This is a genomic window from Gemmatimonadaceae bacterium (assembly GCA_036496605.1).
Taxonomy (GTDB): Bacteria; Gemmatimonadota; Gemmatimonadetes; order Gemmatimonadales; family Gemmatimonadaceae; genus AG2.
This window is the reverse complement of sequence record DASXKV010000035.1, coordinates 95722-113999: the sequence shown is the minus strand read 5'-3', so window position 1 is coordinate 113999 and position 18278 is coordinate 95722. Positions and strand designations below refer to the sequence as shown.

Annotated in this window: 22 protein-coding genes; 8 read left to right on the top strand and 14 right to left on the bottom strand. The window is 63.4% G+C overall.

Annotated features, from left to right (window positions below; genetic code table 11):
• Positions 1–37: 37 nt before the first annotated feature.
• Genes VGH98_14215 through VGH98_14205 form a run of 3 tightly spaced genes read right to left on the bottom strand, consistent with a single transcriptional unit; the run spans position 38 to position 3159 of the window.
• Complete coding sequence (locus VGH98_14215; protein ID HEY2377126.1) at positions 38–1573, bottom strand: glycine betaine ABC transporter substrate-binding protein; 1536 nt, start codon at positions 1571–1573, stop codon at positions 38–40.
• Positions 1570–2394 carry an ATP-binding cassette domain-containing protein gene (locus VGH98_14210; protein HEY2377125.1) on the bottom strand — a complete coding sequence of 275 codons (825 nt, stop codon included), beginning with the start codon at positions 2392–2394 and terminating at the stop codon, positions 1570–1572. Before VGH98_14210 ends, VGH98_14215 begins: the two co-directional genes overlap by 4 nt.
• Positions 2395–2448: 54 nt before the next feature.
• Complete coding sequence (locus tag VGH98_14205) at positions 2449–3159, bottom strand: lytic transglycosylase domain-containing protein (GenBank protein HEY2377124.1); 711 nt, start codon at positions 3157–3159, stop codon at positions 2449–2451.
• Between the two features lie 537 nt (positions 3160–3696).
• Between VGH98_14205 and VGH98_14200 the strand changes: the two genes are divergently transcribed.
• Positions 3697–4437 carry a LysM peptidoglycan-binding domain-containing protein gene (locus VGH98_14200; GenBank protein ID HEY2377123.1) on the top strand — a complete coding sequence of 247 codons (741 nt, stop codon included), beginning with the start codon at positions 3697–3699 and terminating at the stop codon, positions 4435–4437.
• A 28-nt stretch (positions 4438–4465) separates the two neighbouring features.
• On the opposite strand, the gene VGH98_14195 is transcribed toward VGH98_14200, so the two are convergent.
• Complete coding sequence (locus VGH98_14195; GenBank protein ID HEY2377122.1) at positions 4466–5863, bottom strand: DUF4403 family protein; 1398 nt, start codon at positions 5861–5863, stop codon at positions 4466–4468.
• Between the two features lie 125 nt (positions 5864–5988).
• Between VGH98_14195 and VGH98_14190 the strand changes: the two genes are divergently transcribed.
• A complete protein-coding gene (locus VGH98_14190) occupies positions 5989–6321 on the top strand; it encodes a PadR family transcriptional regulator (GenBank protein HEY2377121.1) in 333 nt (110 codons plus the stop codon).
• Positions 6322–6325: 4 nt separating this feature from the next.
• Here VGH98_14190 and fahA read toward each other — a convergent pair whose 3' ends face one another.
• The 5 genes from fahA to VGH98_14165 all read right to left on the bottom strand — a co-directional run bounded on the left by fahA (position 6326) and on the right by VGH98_14165 (position 10066).
• On the bottom strand, positions 6326–7651 hold the full coding sequence (gene fahA / locus VGH98_14185; protein HEY2377120.1) for a fumarylacetoacetase: 1326 nt from the start codon (positions 7649–7651) through the stop codon (positions 6326–6328).
• A gap of 12 nt (positions 7652–7663) precedes the next feature.
• On the bottom strand, positions 7664–8566 hold the full coding sequence (locus VGH98_14180; protein ID HEY2377119.1) for a hypothetical protein: 903 nt from the start codon (positions 8564–8566) through the stop codon (positions 7664–7666).
• A 30-nt stretch (positions 8567–8596) separates the two neighbouring features.
• Positions 8597–9091, bottom strand: coding sequence for an SET domain-containing protein-lysine N-methyltransferase (locus VGH98_14175; GenBank protein HEY2377118.1), 495 nt, complete (start codon positions 9089–9091; stop codon positions 8597–8599).
• Between the two features lie 104 nt (positions 9092–9195).
• Positions 9196–9411 (bottom strand): hypothetical protein, encoded by a 216-nt coding sequence (locus tag VGH98_14170; protein ID HEY2377117.1) that lies wholly within the window; start codon positions 9409–9411, stop codon positions 9196–9198.
• A gap of 22 nt (positions 9412–9433) precedes the next feature.
• On the bottom strand, positions 9434–10066 hold the full coding sequence (locus tag VGH98_14165; protein HEY2377116.1) for an outer membrane beta-barrel protein: 633 nt from the start codon (positions 10064–10066) through the stop codon (positions 9434–9436).
• Between the two features lie 355 nt (positions 10067–10421).
• On the opposite strand from VGH98_14165, the gene VGH98_14160 reads away from it, so the two are divergent.
• Positions 10422–10550 (top strand): hypothetical protein, encoded by a 129-nt coding sequence (locus VGH98_14160; protein HEY2377115.1) that lies wholly within the window; start codon positions 10422–10424, stop codon positions 10548–10550.
• A 25-nt stretch (positions 10551–10575) separates the two neighbouring features.
• Here VGH98_14160 and VGH98_14155 read toward each other — a convergent pair whose 3' ends face one another.
• Complete coding sequence (locus VGH98_14155; protein HEY2377114.1) at positions 10576–11580, bottom strand: MlaD family protein; 1005 nt, start codon at positions 11578–11580, stop codon at positions 10576–10578.
• Complete coding sequence (locus VGH98_14150; protein HEY2377113.1) at positions 11577–12422, bottom strand: ABC transporter permease; 846 nt, start codon at positions 12420–12422, stop codon at positions 11577–11579. The genes VGH98_14155 and VGH98_14150 overlap by 4 nt, the downstream gene beginning before the upstream one ends.
• Before the next feature lie 219 nt (positions 12423–12641).
• Between VGH98_14150 and VGH98_14145 the strand changes: the two genes are divergently transcribed.
• Complete coding sequence (locus VGH98_14145) at positions 12642–13304, top strand: phosphoribosyltransferase (protein ID HEY2377112.1); 663 nt, start codon at positions 12642–12644, stop codon at positions 13302–13304.
• Between the two features lie 15 nt (positions 13305–13319).
• Positions 13320–14000 (top strand): alpha/beta family hydrolase, encoded by a 681-nt coding sequence (locus VGH98_14140; GenBank protein ID HEY2377111.1) that lies wholly within the window; start codon positions 13320–13322, stop codon positions 13998–14000.
• Positions 14001–14020: 20 nt separating this feature from the next.
• Here VGH98_14140 and VGH98_14135 read toward each other — a convergent pair whose 3' ends face one another.
• The gene (locus VGH98_14135; GenBank protein ID HEY2377110.1) at positions 14021–14935 is read right to left on the bottom strand and encodes a DUF1259 domain-containing protein; all 915 of its coding nucleotides are present in this window, start codon (positions 14933–14935) and stop codon (positions 14021–14023) included.
• The gene (locus VGH98_14130; protein HEY2377109.1) at positions 14935–15297 is read right to left on the bottom strand and encodes an MGMT family protein; all 363 of its coding nucleotides are present in this window, start codon (positions 15295–15297) and stop codon (positions 14935–14937) included. The genes VGH98_14135 and VGH98_14130 overlap by 1 nt, the downstream gene beginning before the upstream one ends.
• 86 nt (positions 15298–15383) lie before the next feature.
• On the opposite strand from VGH98_14130, the gene VGH98_14125 reads away from it, so the two are divergent.
• Both VGH98_14125 and VGH98_14120 read left to right on the top strand, forming a co-directional pair.
• Entirely contained in the window at positions 15384–15644 is a 261-nt protein-coding gene (locus tag VGH98_14125) for a GlsB/YeaQ/YmgE family stress response membrane protein (GenBank protein HEY2377108.1), read from the top strand.
• Between the two features lie 99 nt (positions 15645–15743).
• Complete coding sequence (locus VGH98_14120; protein HEY2377107.1) at positions 15744–15959, top strand: hypothetical protein; 216 nt, start codon at positions 15744–15746, stop codon at positions 15957–15959.
• Positions 15960–15970: 11 nt separating this feature from the next.
• On the opposite strand, the gene VGH98_14115 is transcribed toward VGH98_14120, so the two are convergent.
• Entirely contained in the window at positions 15971–16939 is a 969-nt protein-coding gene (locus tag VGH98_14115) for a c-type cytochrome (protein HEY2377106.1), read from the bottom strand.
• 144 nt (positions 16940–17083) lie between these two features.
• On the opposite strand from VGH98_14115, the gene VGH98_14110 reads away from it, so the two are divergent.
• Positions 17084–18271, top strand: a complete 1188-nt coding sequence (locus VGH98_14110) for a hypothetical protein (protein ID HEY2377105.1) — start codon at positions 17084–17086, stop codon at positions 18269–18271.
• Positions 18272–18278 lie beyond the last annotated feature (7 nt).

Here is an 18278-nt window from a genome sequence, read left to right as displayed (position 1 = left end):
TCGGGGGCGTCCTGCGCCCAGTGCACGCGAGCTACAGTTAACGACTCGGGCGGACGAAACGTTCCACGCCCGCGAGTGTCGCGTCGACCGCCAGCGCCAGAAGCGCCGCGGGAATCGCTCCAGACAAGATCATCCGCGTGTCCGAGAGCGCCAGCCCACTCACGATCGGCTCGCCGAGACCACCCGCGCCAATGAAGGCAGCAAGTGTCGCCGTGCCGACGTCGATCACAGCCGCGGTCCGGATTCCAGCCATTATGACTGGCGCGGCAAGCGGCAGCCTCACCTGCCCAAGAATTTGAACGTCTGTCATCCCGAGCGCACGTGCCGCATCGACGGCTGATGGATCGGCGTCACGCACACCCGTGAAGGTGTTTCTCACGATCGGGTACAAGGAATAAAGTACCAGCGCGACCAGTGCCGGTACGACTCCGATTCCGAACATTGGAATCATGAAGGCGAGGAGCGCAATACCAGGTAACGTCTGCAAAACGCCGACACTCCTGATGATGGGCTCTGCTCCACGGGCGCTCCTCTCGAGCGTTAGGCCGAGCGAGACGCCGATCAGAACCGCAAACGCGAGCGAAACACCGACAAGAAGCAGGTGACGGAGCGTCCGCGAGAGCAATGCAGTGCGGGTGCTTTCGAAGTACGCAATCAAGCTGCCACGCCTCGGCTCGCGGAACTCGGTGCCCAACGAGCCCCTTAGCCCGAGCTCGTCGAGCGCTTGCTCGGCAACGGCCGGTATCGGCACGCCCTCAGCCTCGACGCGACGATTGAGACGTCGCATCTGCTCGGCGTCGAGGCGTCCACTGAGTTCCGTCAACGCCGCCACAGCCGCCGGATTGCTTCGTGCGAGTCGTGATCCGATGAGCGCGGCTGCCTCGTAAGGCGGGAAGAATCCCTTATCGTCGCCGAGCACTCGCAAGTCGTAGCGCGCAATGAGTCCATCCGTGGAGTAGCCGTCGACCACATCGACCTCACCAGCATCGAGTGCCCGGTACTTCACGGCTGGTAGGAGCGAGCGTACGTCCCGAAAGTGAATCCCATAGGCTTTCGAGAGGCCGGGAAGGCCATCGGCTCGCCCGATGAAGTCGGGAGTGAGTCCAGCGCGGAGTCGCGATGCTGAGCGCGCCAGGTCCGAGAGGGTTCGCAAGCCAAGGGAATCCGCCATTCCTTTGCGAACAGCGATCGCATAAGTGTTTTCGAAGCCTAACGGTGGAAGCCACCGCACCCCGAATCGGCGCGGGAATTCCTCCGCCACGCGTCCGTACACTTCTTCAGCTGTTCCGCGCGGTTGCTCGCCGAGCAAGACCAAGAGCCCGGTGCCCGTGTACTCGGGATAAACGTCGATCGAACCACTTCTCAATGCACGAAATGCGAGCTCGGTCGCCCCGAGGCCGGGGCGTCGATCGACGCGCACCCCGCGCGCCTCGAGCAGTTGGGCAAACATCTCTGCCAGGAGATACGACTCCCCGAACGGCTTCGAAGCGACGATCACTGACCGTTGCTCGGTCTGCCCGAGGGCCGCGCGTGCGCAAAGGACAATGGTGAGGAAAAGGGCCCTGCGTCTCATAGCGGCTCTCGCCTGCCTGATGAAACGGCGACGTCGGCACTCGTGACGCGAGCGCGGGCGAGTAGCTCGCGCACGTACTCGCTGGCGGGACGCGAGAGCAGCGCCTCGGCGTTTCCGATCTGTTCCACTCGCCCACGACGAAGCACGGCGATTCGATCGGCGAGTAAGAACGCCTCGTGCAGATCGTGAGTGACGAGCACGCAGGTCATCGGCGCAGATTGGGCTTCGCGCAGAGCCGCGAAGCTCTCCTGTAGGTCGGCGCGCGAAATCGCGTCGAGCGCGCCGAACGGCTCGTCCAGTAACAGCACTTCCGGCCGGGCGGCGAGTGCTCTTGCAATTGCTACGCGCTGCCGCTGCCCACCCGAGAGCTCACGCGGCCAGCGCATCCGAAAGACACTCGGATCGAGACCAACCAACTCGAGCGATTCATCCGCTCGACGCACGATGTCTTGCTCCGCCTGCCGCAGTCTGAGCACGAGCTCGACGTTCCGCCCAACCCGCCAGTGAGGAAGAAGACCGCCATCCTGCGGCACATAACCCATTCGACGGCGGAGCTCGATGGCATCGACAGTCGCGCTGTCTCGACCCGAAACCAACACTCTGCCTGAGTCGGGCGTTACGAGCCGGTTGAAGGTGCGCAGCAGGGTTGTCTTGCCGGAGCCGCTCTCACCAACGAGAGCCACGCACTCCCCCCGCGCGATTTCGACGGTCACGCTATCCAGCGCAGTCGTCGATCCGAAGCGCTTAACCAGCGCCTCGGTCGAAAGCGCGGGCGCCGCGACGGACTCGGACCTCGCGTCAGCCTGCGCTCGAGTCTCCATCCGGCAAAGATGTATGCCTCGGCCGGTCGAGGCGAGCGTCCGCGAACCGCCTAGCTATTGCTGGCTCGGATCCGAACGAGTGCTCAGCCAGAGCGGACGCACGACGCAGGCGTCGAAATCGCGACCGTTGCACGTCGTCTTGGCATTCTCGATGACGTTCTTCTGAACCGCCACGGGATAGCTTCGGCAGTTCGGCGTGTTCTTGCCACGCACACATCCATTGTAGTGCAGCAACGCCATCCGCCAGCTGCTGTCCGACGCCACCGTACTGTCACTCTGTGCGGTGGAATCGGCAACGGGGTTATTGCTCGCTCGTCGCGCCATGTAACCCAGGATGTAGATCCCGTAGCGCAAGTTGGTCGTGTCATTGTGCAAGTTCGTACCGAACATGCGACCCAGCGCGCTGCGCCAGGAGCTTCCGTGAACTTGCATCAACCCTACCGCTCCGACGGGCGATCGCGCTCTGGAATTGAGCTCGTCGTTCTCGGTGAGCATCACACCAAGCACAAGCGCCGGCGGCAACCGGCGGCGGTATGCTTCGCTGACCGCAACGTCGGCAAGGCTCCACGCTCGGTGCTCGTCCACCTTGCCGGTTCGGAGCAGATCTCGCATAAAGCGCTCGCGGTCAGCGAGGAATTGTGGAGTCTGAAGGGCAACTTCCGCTGGCGAGTTCAACCACGGAGCGCGGATCGGAGCGGAATCGACGTACTCGTGCTGGAGAATCTGAGCGACCACCGGCTCGCGCTGCACAAAAACCGGCCGCACGCGAGACACAGTGAAGATCACCGTGCAGAGCGATCCGGCGGCGAGCAATAGCAGGTGAGACGCGGGTTGGTTCTTGATGGTGCCTCCAACGGGGTCAGATTCTGATCCGCGAAACGGGGTAGGGCCAAAAGTCCTACGACACGTGTGTCGGCCGCCGGACCGGCGTACGAACCCCGCCAAAAAAGCAAGGCTGGCGCGAGCGGGAGTGCTGGACGAATAATGCTCCGCGCCTAGAAGAGCCTGGCCGGATGCTAGCCGTGGGTGCAGCCTTTTTCAACCGACCGGGTGCGAACGGGGCGCATTGAGTGATCGACAGGCCGGTGGCCGATTGGCTCGCTTGCTCGCCGGCATCATTTTTCCCCTGAGACTTGAAGATCAAGGCGCAGAGGCGCCTAGAGGGCTGAGTTGATTGATCGGTTGAAGATGGAAGGCTCCTTCGAGACACCGGAAAGCGCACCACCAACGCCGGTGATGCGAAAAAGGAAGCTCCGACTCAAGCGGCGCCGTCGGCGCGTACGACCCGCCACGAGATACGCGATGATTGGTGCGGCGATCGTCATCGTCGGACTGCTCGTCCAATTTGCAATTCACACCTATCGCACCGAGCCTCGGAACGCGAGCGCCATTGCCGAGCGAGAGCTGCGACTGAATACTCTCGCAGAGGGCGAGCGCGTCATTCGCACGGTCGCAGTGTTTCAGCGTCCCTGGATCGATTACTTCCGAGCGACGCGAGGCCTTCTCGTTCTCACCGATCGGCGCTTGCTGTTCCTGGGCCTGGAGCCACGCGACCTGCTGAGCGCCGGAGATAGCCCTCCGACCTTCACCGAGCACGATTTTCAAGTCGATACGGCGGTTCAGCTGCATCCGGGTCGCACGTTCTTCGGCATCGCCAAAGCGCTCGTCGTCGACACGCCAGAGGGCAACTATCGATATGGGGTTCCGTCGCAGGGCTGGGGAAAGGCGAGCCTGCTCCTACACTCGATCTCTGCGCGCCACGAGCGGCTCGTCGCACTCGGCGAGAAGCAGGCGAAGCAACGGGCAGCAGTAGAAGCGCGGCGGAAACTGGCGGAGCAGGAAGCCGCGAAGGCCAAGTATTACAAGGTGAAGCGTGGTGACGCCTTGGCCTCGATTGCCGCTCGCTGGAACACCACCGCCGATCATCTTCGCGAGTGGAACAGCATCAGCGGAAACAAGATTCGCATCGGGCAAACGCTGCTGGTGAAGCCATTGCCTAACCAGACGGTCGTTGCCGGAGAGGTGGGTGCAACCAAGAAGTGAGAGCCGGTGAGGCGCCGTCGGCAGCGCTTCACTGCACCAGGATAACGGCCTCGCCATCGAGCACGACTCGAAGAACGAACGCTGTCTGCGTCGTGAACATGCGTGAAAAGCGGACGTCGTTCACGCTTCCCGCGAGCCTGACGCCGGGTGCCAACGAGCGATTGAGCTCGTAGTTCAGGCGCGACTTGAGCGAGTCCAATTGCTCTCCGACGGCGAGATGCCCTTTCCCGGTCGCCGCGTCGAGTGCGGCCTTGATCCGACCAGCGCCGAACGTCGACTTGATCCGGGTCATCATGTCGTGGCTCTCGAGAGTGTACCGAAGATTACTCAGAAGCACGGAACGAGAGGTGGAGTCGTATCCTACTCGCCCGAGCAGGTAGAGTGAGCCGTTGACCTTGCCCTCGAGATCGACCTTGACCACGGCAGTGTCTCCTACTCCCCAGATCTTTATTTCTCTCACGTGCAGTCCCTTGCCGGCCGTATCGCCGGCAAGAAGAGTCGAGACCTTCTGGCTGAGATCCGAGAACGGCAGTTCGACCTCGACAGGCACATGGATGCCGGATGAGCGTCGAGCAAGTGTGAGCGATGGAAGCGGCTCTACGGTCACCGCCGGCTTCGGACCAACGGTTACTCGCGGACGCGCGGTCAGGACGAGCGCAGTCGATATCGCGCTCGCCGAGCCAATGATGGGCGCGAGACTCACGGATTCGGGTGAGAGCGTGAGCCAGACCGTGGACGCAGAGTCCAGAGCGAGTGGTTGCTGGGCGAGCTGCCACAGAGAGTCTGCCGCGCCGTGCACGTCGGCGGCCATCGGCAGCATCGAATCGATCTGACGACGAAGATCCTCGCTTTGTCCTTCTATAATTCGCTTTACTATCGATGTCGCATCAACATGTAATAACGTGACTTCACACCGATCACTTAAAGTTGTATTGACCGTCGTACCGTGCGACCCTAGTCGCCAATCGGAGCGCCAATAGAGCGTCGTCGATAGACGGACGTCGGCGCGCTTCATTGACTCGGGAGCAAATCCGCAGCTTGCAATTCCGCCCACGCCGGGCAAGCCGACGGATGCCCCATATCGAAGCCGAGTCTGCAGCGTCACGTGATCGCCACTCGCGCGCAAATCGAGGCTGTCGCGCCGATACAGATACCGGTGACAGACCAGTCCTCCGAGTGCCGTACACTTTGCTCGATCGAGACTGTCCGAGGGCGGAAAGACTGAGTCGAGCTGCGTGCGAATCTTCGAAAGCGCGATTGCGATCGGCAGCGTGATCGTTGCCGGCTCACTCGGGGGTTCTCCAGCAAGCGGCGCCGAGAGCACGGGTGTTGGGACCTCGAAGTGGCCGCGACACGCGACGCTCACTCCGATGATCGACGCGGCGATTACGACGAGCCGCACGCTCTCTCCGAAGAGTCGAATCATGCGGTCAAGCTCGCAAGGCATTGCTCCCTCGGCAAGCGTCGCCACCAAGGGTGAGCGAGAGGGCCTGATACCTTGACTGTCTAAGTATCACGCGATAGCGTTACCAAGACTCTCTAGGTAATCGCATGACGACACTCTCGAAGGATCGCCTCCACGGCACGCTGGACGCGCTCGTGCTGAAGACGCTGAACGGCGGGCCTCGTCATGGCTACGCGATTGCCCGATGGTTGGAGGAGGCGACCGGCGACGCGATCCAGATCGAAGAGGGGTCCCTCTACCCCGCCCTATACCGGATGGAAAGGCGCGGCTGGATCGAGGCCGAATGGGGCACCTCGGAGGTGGGTAGAAAGGCCAAGTTCTACCGGCTCACGAATGCCGGCCGGAAGCAGCTGCGGCTGGAAACGGCGGAGTGGTCGCACTTCGCGTCCGCGGTATCGCGGGTGCTCATGCCCGGCTGAAAACTCAAACTGCGGGGACCACCATACCGCTACAGTCGCCCAAGCCGATCCGAGCGAAGCCTGGGCGCTCACAGTGCGCCCGCATGATCACCTCATCCCCGTCGGCAAGAAACGTTCGAGACTCGCCGTTGGGGAGCTTGATTGGATCGCGCCCCCGCCAGGTGCGCTCGATGAGCGAACCGCGGCTCTCCGGATCGGGGCCGGATATCGTGCCGGTGCCAAGCAGGTCGCCCGGCCGCAAGTTGCAGCCATTGGAGGTGTGGTGCGCCACGAGCTGGGCGACCGTCCAGTACATCGAGGTGAATCGGCCGCGACTGATCCGCACCGGATCCTGGCGACGTTGCCGCATCGTCGCCGTCGCGAGATAAACCTCGACTATGATGTCCAAGCCGCCGCGGCGTTGGTCGGCGTCCCAAAGCAGATAGGGCAGCGGCGGCGGATCGCCGTCGGGGCGAACGTAGGCTGGAGCGCGAAATGGCTCGAGTGCCTCTAGCGTCACGACCCACGGCGAAATGGTCGTCGCGAAACTCTTCGCGAGGAAGGGCCCGAGCGGCTGGTATTCCCAGCTCTGGATGTCCCGCGCCGACCAGTCGTTCAGAAGACAAAAGCCAAAGATGTGGCGGTCCGCGTCGAGGATCGGGATCGCCGATCCGAGCGCATTGCCAATCCCCATGAAGATGCCCAGCTCCGCCTCGTAATCGAGCCGCCTGGTTGGTGCGACGGATGGTGGCTGTTCCGGATCGTCGCGGATCTGCCCTGTCGGACGACGCACGTGAGTATCGCTCACCACTATCGACGACGCTCGCCCGTGATAGCCGATCGGGACGTACTTGTAGTTCGGCAGTAGTGGATCGTTCGGCCTGAGCATGGTCCCGACATTTCGCGCGTGATCGATGGAGGCATAAAAGTCGGTGTAGTCGCCGATCAGCACCGGAAGTCGCATCTCGGCCTCATACATCGGCACGAGCACCCGACGCGCGATGCCAGGATCGCGGCGATACGCCGCCGAATTGACGCGAAGAAGCTCGCTCAAGCCTCGCCGGAGTCCGGAGATCGCTTCGGGACCCAACGTCATGAGGTCGTTCAGGTGACTGTCGCGGCAGCGCTCCGCACCCGACGTGGCAGCATCGATCAACAAACCTTCATCGAGACAGGTTGCGACGTCGACTATCTGATCGCCGATCGCGACACCCACGCGCGCAGGTTCGTGCCGTCCAGTGCGTTTGAAGACGCCGAAGGGAAGATTCTGAATCGGGAAGTCGCTGCCCGGAGTCTGTGCCGACTCTACCCAGGACGCGAGCTCGATCCGATGCGTGTCGTTCAGCGCCATCGCGACGTCGCGTCAGAGCAGCGCCAGTCGTCGAAGATCATAGACCGGCTCTTCGAACGAGCATGATCCGAATGACAGCGCAAAGGTCGCATGCGACTCGAGCAGCTCCTGGCGCGTGACGCGCGTGTCCTTCCACCGCACATCGTCATCACCAAAGTGGAACTCACTTCCCCGCTCCGCCTGGAGTGCGGCAACGATCTCCTCCAGTGGTGATCGTCGCCGGGCCAGCGCCGCCGCGACGAACATATTCAGAAAGCCAAACATCATTGCCGTGGGCGCCGACGGCTCGTACGTGACTGGATATCGGCCCCGCAACGGATGGTGAAGACCGGCAGTCGCCTTGAACCGAACATCATGCTCGGCGCAGGATAAGAGGAAGTCCGCGATGTGCGCGGCATCGGGAAATGCTTCCGAGGTTACTCCGCCGGTGCGAATCTTCGCGCAAGCGTCCGCGGCGGCAATGGGAGCAATGAAGGTGGCGAGATCGCCACTCGATGGCACCTCGATGAAGAGTCGCAGCGACGATGGCATATGTTCCATCAGCGCGGCAATCGCCTGGCGCGAAGCCGACGCTGGTCCCCCGAGCTTTGCTTCGGCGGAATCGATCAACGCCGACCCGGCGTGCGCGGCATTGAATGACCGGATGCGAGCTGCGTCGGCTGCTGAATCCTCGCCGAGCAATACGCTGAGTCGCCAGGTTTGCCCCTTCGCGCGAATCGCGCTCTGCGCGGCCGCGAGCTCATCGACCCGCGATAGCGGCAGCACGAAGCGGCCGAGCGCCCACGCCTCCGTCGTTCCGCGGTAATCTGCGTACCGAGTTACGGCTTCTCGCATGTCGAGCGTCGCCGGCGGAAAAAGTCCGGCGTAATCGATCGCACCGGTGAGCAATGCGTGCAGCGAGGCAGACGGCGTCATCGGCTGGACGATCTCCCGGAGGTGATCTGCCTAACGCTTACGTCGCGTTTTTTTCGGTTCGACGATGGTGCCGCGACAATTCGGCGCGCCGCACCGGCAAGCGTAGAACGCGATGTCCTCGGCAGTATACTCGTCCAGGTACTCGTACTGATAGTCGTACGTCAGCTCGGCACCCGCCGGTATCCGCTTGATTGACTCGATCCAGATGTGTCCGCGCTCGATGTACGCGTCGCAGTTTGGATTGCACGAATGATTGATGAACCGCGCATCGTTGCCGTCGAACGCGGCATCGATGATCCACTTGCCGTTCAGGGTGAACAGGAACGTGTGGTGCCGCTCATCCTTTTCATCCGGATACCGGCGATCGGATTCGGCGTAGCTGATCTTTTCGCCCGTATATTCGATGAGTCGCGTGCTTCGTGGAATATCCTTCCGTGCGAAAGCACCCAACCCCTGAATCGACGACTCGCGCAGCTCGAACCACTCGTTGTCGTTTTGCGGCGGCGGGGAGGGCCGGTACGCCATGGTTGAAACGCGGGCGCCGCTCCGCACAATTCTCTTCGATTTTGTCTTCGTCGGCATTGATCAACGTGTACTTGCCGACAGCAAGCTATCGAGGCTGGTCGCGTTCACCAGGGGCTCGACTCCGCGAGGAGCGCCCTGAGCTCATCGTCGCTCTTTGCGTCGAGCTCGGTCTCCGCGGAGAGCGACGTCTCTTCCGCCATCGTCGTTTTGCGCGCATCGCCGCTGACGACAGGCGTGAAGAGCACCACGAACGTACCCCACGATTCGTGGCCAATCACTGCATCCCAGAGCGCGCCGTCGCTCGCCGAGAATCGACGCATTGGGCGCGCTCCGGGCGCGTCGCTAGAAGTTGAACCGCAATCCGGCGCTCAGCGCAAAGTTTTGCGCGGTCTGCCCCTGCACGTCGAGATCCGTAGCGCCCTGGAAGTTGAATTTGCCAATGTAGTCCTTGGCCATCAAGCGAAGACCCATCGATTGGCCGAGCCCGATGTCCGCACCCAGGCCCACGTTCGCTGCAAAATTCGTGGTGTTCGTCTGAATGACAGACTCGCTGATGTTGTAGTGCATGGCGCCGGCGCCGATCTGAGCAAATGGCTTCAGACTGAAGCCACTCGCCGTCGTCAGCGGGAGGTCCAGCTGCAGGCCACCGTCGTACATCAGCGTCGAGCTGTGCGCGATCGAGTAGCCGCCGAGGAATGGAATTCCGGCGGTGATATCGGAGCTGATGTAGCCGACATTTCCGAGCAACGACACGTTCGGATAGATCTTCATGCCGAGCTGAACGCCGTAGAGAGCACCTGGTGCGTTCGAGATGCTCGTGCCGAACGGGCCCTTGAGATAGTCGCCGAAGATCATGTATCCGGCGTATGGCGTGAGCTCGAAGGCGGTGCCGCTCGCGGTCGGCGTTGGCGCTTGAGCCGAAGCCGTCGATCCGATTGCTGCAACGAGACCAGCGATGACGATGTAGGTGCGCATATGACGAGTAGCCTGAGGGATCGAGGACGTGTGCGTCATGGTGTCGATCGCGATGACGCCTTCATTCGCAATCACTCAAAGGCAGAGCCGAGACCACCACGAGTCGGTCCCGTTACACGCCGCTAAGGCGTGCGCGCGCAATCGGTTAGCGCGGCGACCGCAATAACCGGACGGTTCTCGCTGTCATCGTTGCTGGACGATGCAGCGTCCGCGCTTGCGGCCGGACAGCGTGTCGTCCAGTCTCTGCCAGACTCGGCCCTCGTTAGGCAGCGGCTCCGCCTGCGGCGCTCTGAGCTGGCGTCGGTACGAAGCCTGCACTTGGCGTCCCGTCGAAACGAGCCGAGACGTTGACGAGATGAGCAAACTTCTGCGCGGTGTAGCAGCCGGGTATGGCGCCAAAAAACTCGGCGGCGGCTGCTTCAGCACGGTCCTGATCTTCGTGATCCTCTGGTGGTTGCTGGGCCACTTCGGAATCTTCAAATAGGCCACCGGTTTGGAAACTGCCGGTGTCAGAAGAGCCGCACGCTCACGAATTTCTTCGGGTTCGTGCGGACCTCCGTGACGAGCCCGCGCAGTTGCGTCAACAACGAGTCACTATTGCGGTAGAGAGACGGATCATTGAGAAGGAGACCTAACGATCCCTGTCCCGTGTTGAGCTTCACCAGCACCGAGTCGCCATTCGTCAGGAAGGAATCGAGGCGGTTCTGCGTCCTCGAGAGTTGCTCGGACATGGCGCGAACCTGTGCCGTGGCGCGCCGGAGCTCCGAGGCCGCGTGTGACATGTCATCTACGATCTGCTTGACCTGTCCGCTCGATGACGAGCTGTCGATGCGCGATGCCATCAGCTCCGCACTCGTTGCCGTGCGATTGAGCGACGCCACCGCGGACTGGAGTCCGCGCGAGAGGGTGTCGAGGTCGCCGGCATGCGTACGCACCGTCTTCGAGAGCGTCGTCGACAAATCCGCGAAGTTCCGAATCGACGAACGAAGCTCCCGCGCGGCGCGTTCGTCGAATGCGACTTCGACGCGACCGGCGACATTTGCAACGTCTCCGGCAATCTGACCCGCGACGGCGGTGAGCTTCGCGATATCGGGCAAGAGCGCCCCCGGTAGGACATCACCGCCCCCTGAGGACTCCGCAACCTGCGCCTCTACGGTCTCGTCGTGAGGCAGCGCCGATCGAGGCGTGATTGTCGCCTGCCACTCACCGAACAAACTGGACTCGTTGAGCAATACCACCGGCGTCGACGGCAATGTCATCGAGCGATCGAGACTCATTCGCACGTGCACCCATCCGCCGCGCGACAGTTCAATCGCCTCGATCGTTCCCGCTCGCACGCCACGGATGACCACCGCGTTACCGACCCGCGCGTTGCCGACGTCGCGAAAGCGCGCAACGACCTTCGCGCGCCGCTCACCAATGTCGCTCTGCTTCGCCCAGAAGGTGGCGCCGGTGAGCGTGAGGATCACCAGCAACACGATGGTGCCGACGAGAAAATCGTTCGTGCGTCTCATGGCCGGCTCCCGAGCAGCCACGTCACGGCCCAGAACGCGTCGAGCACGAGAATCAATACGGCGGAATACACCACCGCAGTGGTTGCAGCTCGGCCCACGCCCTCTGCTCCGCCAGCGGCCCGCAATCCGCGGATCGAGCCGATGAGTGTCACGATGAATCCGAAGCTCGCGGCCTTCACCAGGCCATATCGAACGTCAAAGCCAGAGAAGAAGAGACGAAGTCCCTGAACGAAATCGGCGGACGACAGATCGAGCAACGCGACCGACGCGAGCCAGCCCGATGCAACGCCCGCAAGCATCGCTGCACCTACGACGACGGGGAACATGATAGTTCCTGCGAGGACGCGCGGGACGACAAGATACGAATGCGGATCGTAGCCCAGTGTCTCCAGTGCGTCGATCTGTTCGGTGACGCGCATCGTCCCCAATTCAGCGGCGATGTTCGCGCCCACGCGCCCTGCGAGCGCGAGTCCCGTGAGCACGGGCGCAAGCTCCATGGTTATTGTTTTCTCAACGAGCGTCCCGACGAAGTACATCGGTACGGCGCCGCTGAAGGAGTAGCTCGCGAGCAAAGCGAGTACGATTCCGGTGAACACGGCGATGAAAACACCGATCGGCAGGGAGTCGACGCCGAGCCGGCGCATGTGCAGCGTCGCGGCGGGACCCCACGTGCGAACGTCGCGAATCGCTCCCATCGTCCGTGCCGCGAAGCGCGCACTGCCACCAACGGCCTCGACGCCCTGACGCGTCACCCTCCCCAATGTCGCGAGCGCCCGGGCCGTCGGAATCCGACGGGCTCGTCCGAGCGCTGCATCAGGGAGGAGGGTGCTGACGTTGGTCATCGGCATTCGCTGCGGGTGCGGCAAGGCACCCGATGGCCGGCCGAATGCCGGCCCACGGGGTCAACCTAGGTAGAGACGGCTAGAGGGGGTGTCGGGTATCGTCCTGAAGCTCGTCCGAGACTTGCTGACCGAGGGCCGGACTATGGCTTATCGACTTGGCGCACTGAATGGCGTAGGCTGTGCTCTGCCAAAGTCAGGTCGAACCCAAATGCTGATGTCATGGCTGAGCGCTTTCTGAACCGCTCCGAGGCGGGGCGACTGCTGGCTGCCGAACTCACGCAATACGCGGGACGAGGTGACGTACTCGTGCTCGGCCTGCCGCGCGGGGGCGTACCTGTCGCCTTCGAGATCGCGATGGCACTCGATGCGCCCCTCGACGTCTTCGTCGTGAGAAAATTGGGTCTGCCGGGCCACGAGGAATTCGGAATCGGCGCGATCGCGAGCGGCGGGGTACGCGTCGTCGACGAATCCGTGCTCCGTGCGTACGGCGTGGACGCGGACGCGCTGGATCGAATCACCGAGCGCGAGCGCCGCGAGCTCGAGCGCCGAGAGCGGCTCTACCGCGACGATCGTCCGTTTCCGTCGGTTACAGGTCGTGTGGCGATACTTGTCGACGATGGCCTGGCGACCGGTTCGACGATGCGCGCGGCAATTGCTGCGTTACGCGCCGAAGGCCCGCGCGAGATCGTCGTCGCGGCGCCCGTGGGCGCACCGGAGACGTGCGGAGCCATTGCCAAGCTCGCCGACGACGTCGTGTGTCTCGATACGCCGGAGCCCTTCTACGCCGTTGGTCTCTGGTATGAGGACTTCGAACAGACCGAAGATGAGGAAGTTCACGATCTCCTGGAGCGCGCGGCCGAACGGACGGCCCCGCCGCGATAAGACGCGAGGACGACGATGACCCAAACAGCGGCGACCCTGACAGCGGACGAGCGTGCCATCCAGGTGCCAGCGGGACGCGTGACACTCGATGGCGATCTGAGTATTCCTCCGCATGCGCGTGCCGTCGTGTTGTTCGCGCACGGGAGCGGCAGCAGTCGATTCAGCTCACGTAACAGGCACGTTGCCGCCCTGTTGCGCGAGCGCGGCTTTGCGACGCTGCTGATCGATCTGCTGACACCTAACGAGGAAGCACTCGATATTCACACCGGTGAATATCGATTTGACATTGGACTGCTCGCCGAGCGACTCATCGGCGCCGCGGAATGGCTCGCGCAGGAGCCGGCGACCGGAAAGCTGCCGCTCGCGATCTTTGGCGCGAGCACGGGTGGCGGCGCGGCCCTCGCGGCCGCCGCGGAGATTCCAGTGCGCGTCGCCGCCGTCGTCTCGAGGGGCGGCCGGCCCGATCTCGCCGGCGAGGCACTGAATCGCGTACAGGCGCCGACGCTGCTCATCGTCGGCGGAAACGACGAGCCGGTGATCGAGTTGAATCGCGAGGCACTGGCGCAGCTGCGCGCGACGGCTCGATTGGAGGTCGTTCCGGGCGCGACCCACCTGTTCGAGGAGCCCGGCGCGCTCGACGAGGTCGCGCGCCACGCGGCGGCGTGGATCGAGACCTACGCCGCGCGCGGGACCTGAACGCCGTTAGGCGTTCGGCATCAAGAGTGCTTCACTGCCATCTGATCGAGAGCTGCCCGCAGCCCGCGCGCCAGCGCTGATGCGTCATCGATTGCCCAGAAGTGCATGAAGAACAACCGCGGCTCCTCGGCGAGCATGTGGCTGTGCAACGCCGTAATCTCGATGTGATTCTGCCGCAGCGCCTGCTGCACGCGCGGTACCTCGGACGCGATCATGACGAAGTCGCCGGTCACTGCGGCTTTGTTGCCACCAGTTGGTTGAAAATTGATCGCGGTTGCGACGCCCATCGATGGCGGCAGTGTCTTCCCTCCCTCGGTAATCGGTCGCTGGCGAGGCACGCTCACCTGATACGCGCCGCCATTCACACGGCCGCTCGCACCGAGAATCTTCGCGATTGCGGCGGTGTCGAGATCGATCCGCACCGCCATCACCGCTGGCGGCTGTCCAAGGGGCGTCCCTGTCGTTGCCAGCGCGGCATGCACCGTCTCGGCGAGGCGAGCGGCGTCGCCGTGTCCGTGAATGTGCGCGTAGAGAACGTGCGGCGATTCATTGACGAGGTGATTGTGCACCGCCGTCACGTCGATCCCACCCGTGCGCAGCTTGTCGACCACCGTGTTCACCTCGCCTTCGGTGAGAACGAGGTCGCCCATGATCATTGTTGCTGATCCGTCGGGCAGGAACGCGACCCAACCGCCGAGCGCGAAGGCAGGCAGCAACTGCAGATCCCCGATGGACACGTGGAGATCGCTGCGCGGGAATCCGAAGCGCATCACGCCACCGGGCTGGCTAGCGCCGCGTCGCCCGAGTGCCTGTTCGACCGCTGTCCAATCGCGAGTCGCGGGCTGGGCGACTGCAGGGCGGACAGGTGCGAGGGTGATCATGGCGACGGCACCAAGCCGAGCTGCCGATCGCGCGAGTTGAACATACTCGTACATTAGCGTTTCCTCTTGCTGGATCGCTTCGCTCCCGTGCGCGCGGATGGACGCCATCGGAATCGCTCGAGCGATACCCGGCCGCGCGCGTCGAAAAGAATGCCCTCCTGCTCGAGTCGCAAGCGCTGCGTGAGCGAGGCGCCGCCGCCGGCGCGAACGCTCACCATACCGCGGGCATTGATCACGCGATGCCAGGGTGCCGTTGTCGTGCTCGGCAGTGCGTGCAACGCATACCCGACCAGTCGGGGTTGGTGTCGAAGGCCGGCGAGCGCGGCCACTTGTCCGTAGGTCGCGACGCGTCCGCGCGGGATGCGCCGTACGACGGCGAGAATTAGCGCATGACTCGAGCCTTCGCGTGCCGCCATCAGACGGCCGAGCCCGCGTGGGGCACGTGAGTTGCCACGGAAATGCGCGCGCGCTTCATCGTGAACCCGTCAACGAGAGATAGATCATGCCAATTCTCACCTGGATCATCGTTGGATTGGTTGCCGGAGTGCTTGCATCGCTCGTCATGGGCGGCAGCGGCTACGGCCTCATCGGAGATATCATCATCGGCATCGTCGGTGCGTTCGTCGGCGGCTGGTTGTTTCGAACGCTCAACGTCACATCACCGTTCGGCGGCCTCGGCGGCGTGATTTTCGTCGCGTTCATCGGCGCCGTCGTACTGCTCTTCATCCTTCGGCTTGTACGAGGCGCGCGGTCCAGAGCTTGACGAAGAGTCGCAGCAGACCGGCGATGGTCGACGAAGACGGCGCGCGAGACGTTCGCGCGCCGTTGAATTTAAAGAACACTAATACCGAAGGAGAGCGTCATGGATCGCGAGCGCAAGCTGCCACCGGTCGAGGAGCCTCCCCCGGAGACACCAGACGAGGCGGAAGGCGACGCCCACGCGCCGTCCCCGGGGCCATCATCCACCGAGGGCACAGGCAACCCTGCACGAACAACGAGCGGGAAGATCACGTCGCCAAAGTTCGGCTCGGCGGGAAGCGGCGGCCTCGAGTTCGAGCCCGGGCCAGAAAGAGACTGATTCGTCATTGCTCAATCCCGGTCTCGCGCCCCGCTCACCGGGCGCGGGGCCGAGACGACGGCATCGGCGGCGTTGTTCCTTGGCAAGAGCGGCGGTGGATGAAACGCCTTATGTCCCTTCGTGTCATAGGGAACGTCGGCGGGCGTTCCCCCATACGGCCAATCGCGCGCCTTTGCGGGAAGGTCGGGGCGTGGCTTCGATGTGATGTACGCGGCCACGTCGTACGCTTCTCGATCAGTCAGCGTCCCTGGCTTGTCGAAGGGCATGTTGTGCCGAATGAATGACGCGGCGCGTTCCTGCCGAGCCATCGAGGCGCCGATGCTGAAGGAATGCGGCCCCCACAGCGCCGGCACCTTGGCCATGCCCGCGCCGTCGGCACCGTGGCAACGAGCGCACGCGGTTTGGTAGACGCTCGCACCGCGCGCTGTGTCGCCGGCATTCTTCGGCATCGCCGGCATGCCTTCGGCGGGCAGGTGCGCGCCGATCGGCACTCCGCGCGCCATGAACGCGAGATACGCGATGATATCCTGCATCTCGCGGCTATCGTTAGGCAGCTTGGTGCCGGCGAGGCTCCGCGTCATGCAGTAGTTGACCCGGTCCTCCATCGACACGACCGCCCCGGACCGGTCGATGTACTTGGGGTAGCGCGCCAAGACTCCCGTCAGTGGCGCTGCGGTTGCCCGGCGGCCCTCGTCGAGATGACAGCTCGTACAAGTCAAATTGCTCCCGACGAAGCGCGGCAAGCTATCCGGGGTCGCGGTCACGATCGCCAGCCCACGGCGCACCGCGTTGCTGAGTGAGTCGTTCGGCAGATCAGCGATCCGCGGCGGACGCCAGGCCGCCGAATCCCACGTCGCTCGCGCCGTCGACCCGCTCAGCGCGACCCCGGCGGACTCGCGCGCGCCGCTCTGTTTGCACGCTGTGCCAGCAAACACCACGGGCGCGGCAAACAGGGCAAAGTTCCTGGCGAGGCGTGTCATCTGGCTGTTGGCGAGTGAGCGAAGTTACCGCCAACCACCTGCGGTCGCCATTCGTGGCGCGCGATTAGCTTTCCAGCAACCGGCGGCCCATGCGCGCGTCTGGCGCGCGTCCCGCTCTCCGTGCCCGCATAGATCTCGTCGCTCATGTCTCGCTCACATCGCCTTCCAGCCGCGCGCGTGCTCGCGCTGGCGTTTCTTTTGGTCGTAGCCTGCGGACCAGAGTCCGTGGGAAAAGGCGGTCCGCCTGTCTCCACCGCCTCGACGCCGCAATCGGCCGCGAACCCGCACGACACGGTACGCGTTCGCACGGTGACCGACAGCGTTCCACCCGACACCGGCAAACGAGCCGATACCAGCAGACGGCTTCCCGCCGCCGCCGCGGCCACTGCGAGCAACCCCGCACCGCGCGCAGCCTTGAAGCTCCCTGCCCCACCGGTGCATCGCTCGAAGCAAGACAGCGTCTCGTACGTGGCCGCTATTCGTGCCGGGATGCGCCGCACGGAGCGAGGCGAATGGCCAGTGAAAGGCCCTCCACCGCTCCCGGGCGCGCTGTTGCCGGACCATCGCATCGTCGCGTTTTACGGCAATCCACTCGTTAAGCGAATGGGTGTGCTCGGTGAGTACCCCGTCGACGAGATGCTCGCTCGTCTCGATCAGGAAGTGCGACGATGGCAAGAAGCTGATCCAACCACGCCGGTACAACCCGCGTTGCACTTGATCGCTGTCGTCGCGCAAGGCTCTCCGGGCCGCGATGGCATGTATCGCGCTCGCATGCCCGACACCCTGATCGAACGCGTGTATCAATGGGCGCAGCGAGAGCACGCGCTGCTGTTCCTCGACATACAAGTCGGACACAGCACGGTTCAAGCCGAGCTCCCGCGCCTGCTGCACTTCCTGGAACGACCGGACGTGCATCTCGGACTCGATCCGGAGTTCTCGATGCATTACGACAAGGAGGGCCTCAAGCCGAGCACGAAGATCGGGACGATGATGGCGTCGGACGTGAACTACGCCGTGCGCACGCTGTCGCAGCTGGTCGCGTCGAAGAACCTGCCGCCGAAGGTCCTCGTCGTCCATCGGTTCACCGAACGCATGGTGCCCAACCCACGCGAGATTCAACTCGACCCGCACGTCCAGATCGTGATGGATATGGATGGGTTCGGGCCGCCATGGCTCAAGTTCGATTCATATCGCGATTACGAAGTCAATGCTCCGGTGCAATTCACTGGCTTCAAGATCTTCTTTCACAACGACGTCAAGTCAGAACCGCTGATCACGCCGCGCGAGTTACTGCAGCTCGTCCCGAAGCCGCTCTACATCCAATACCAGTAGCGTTAGG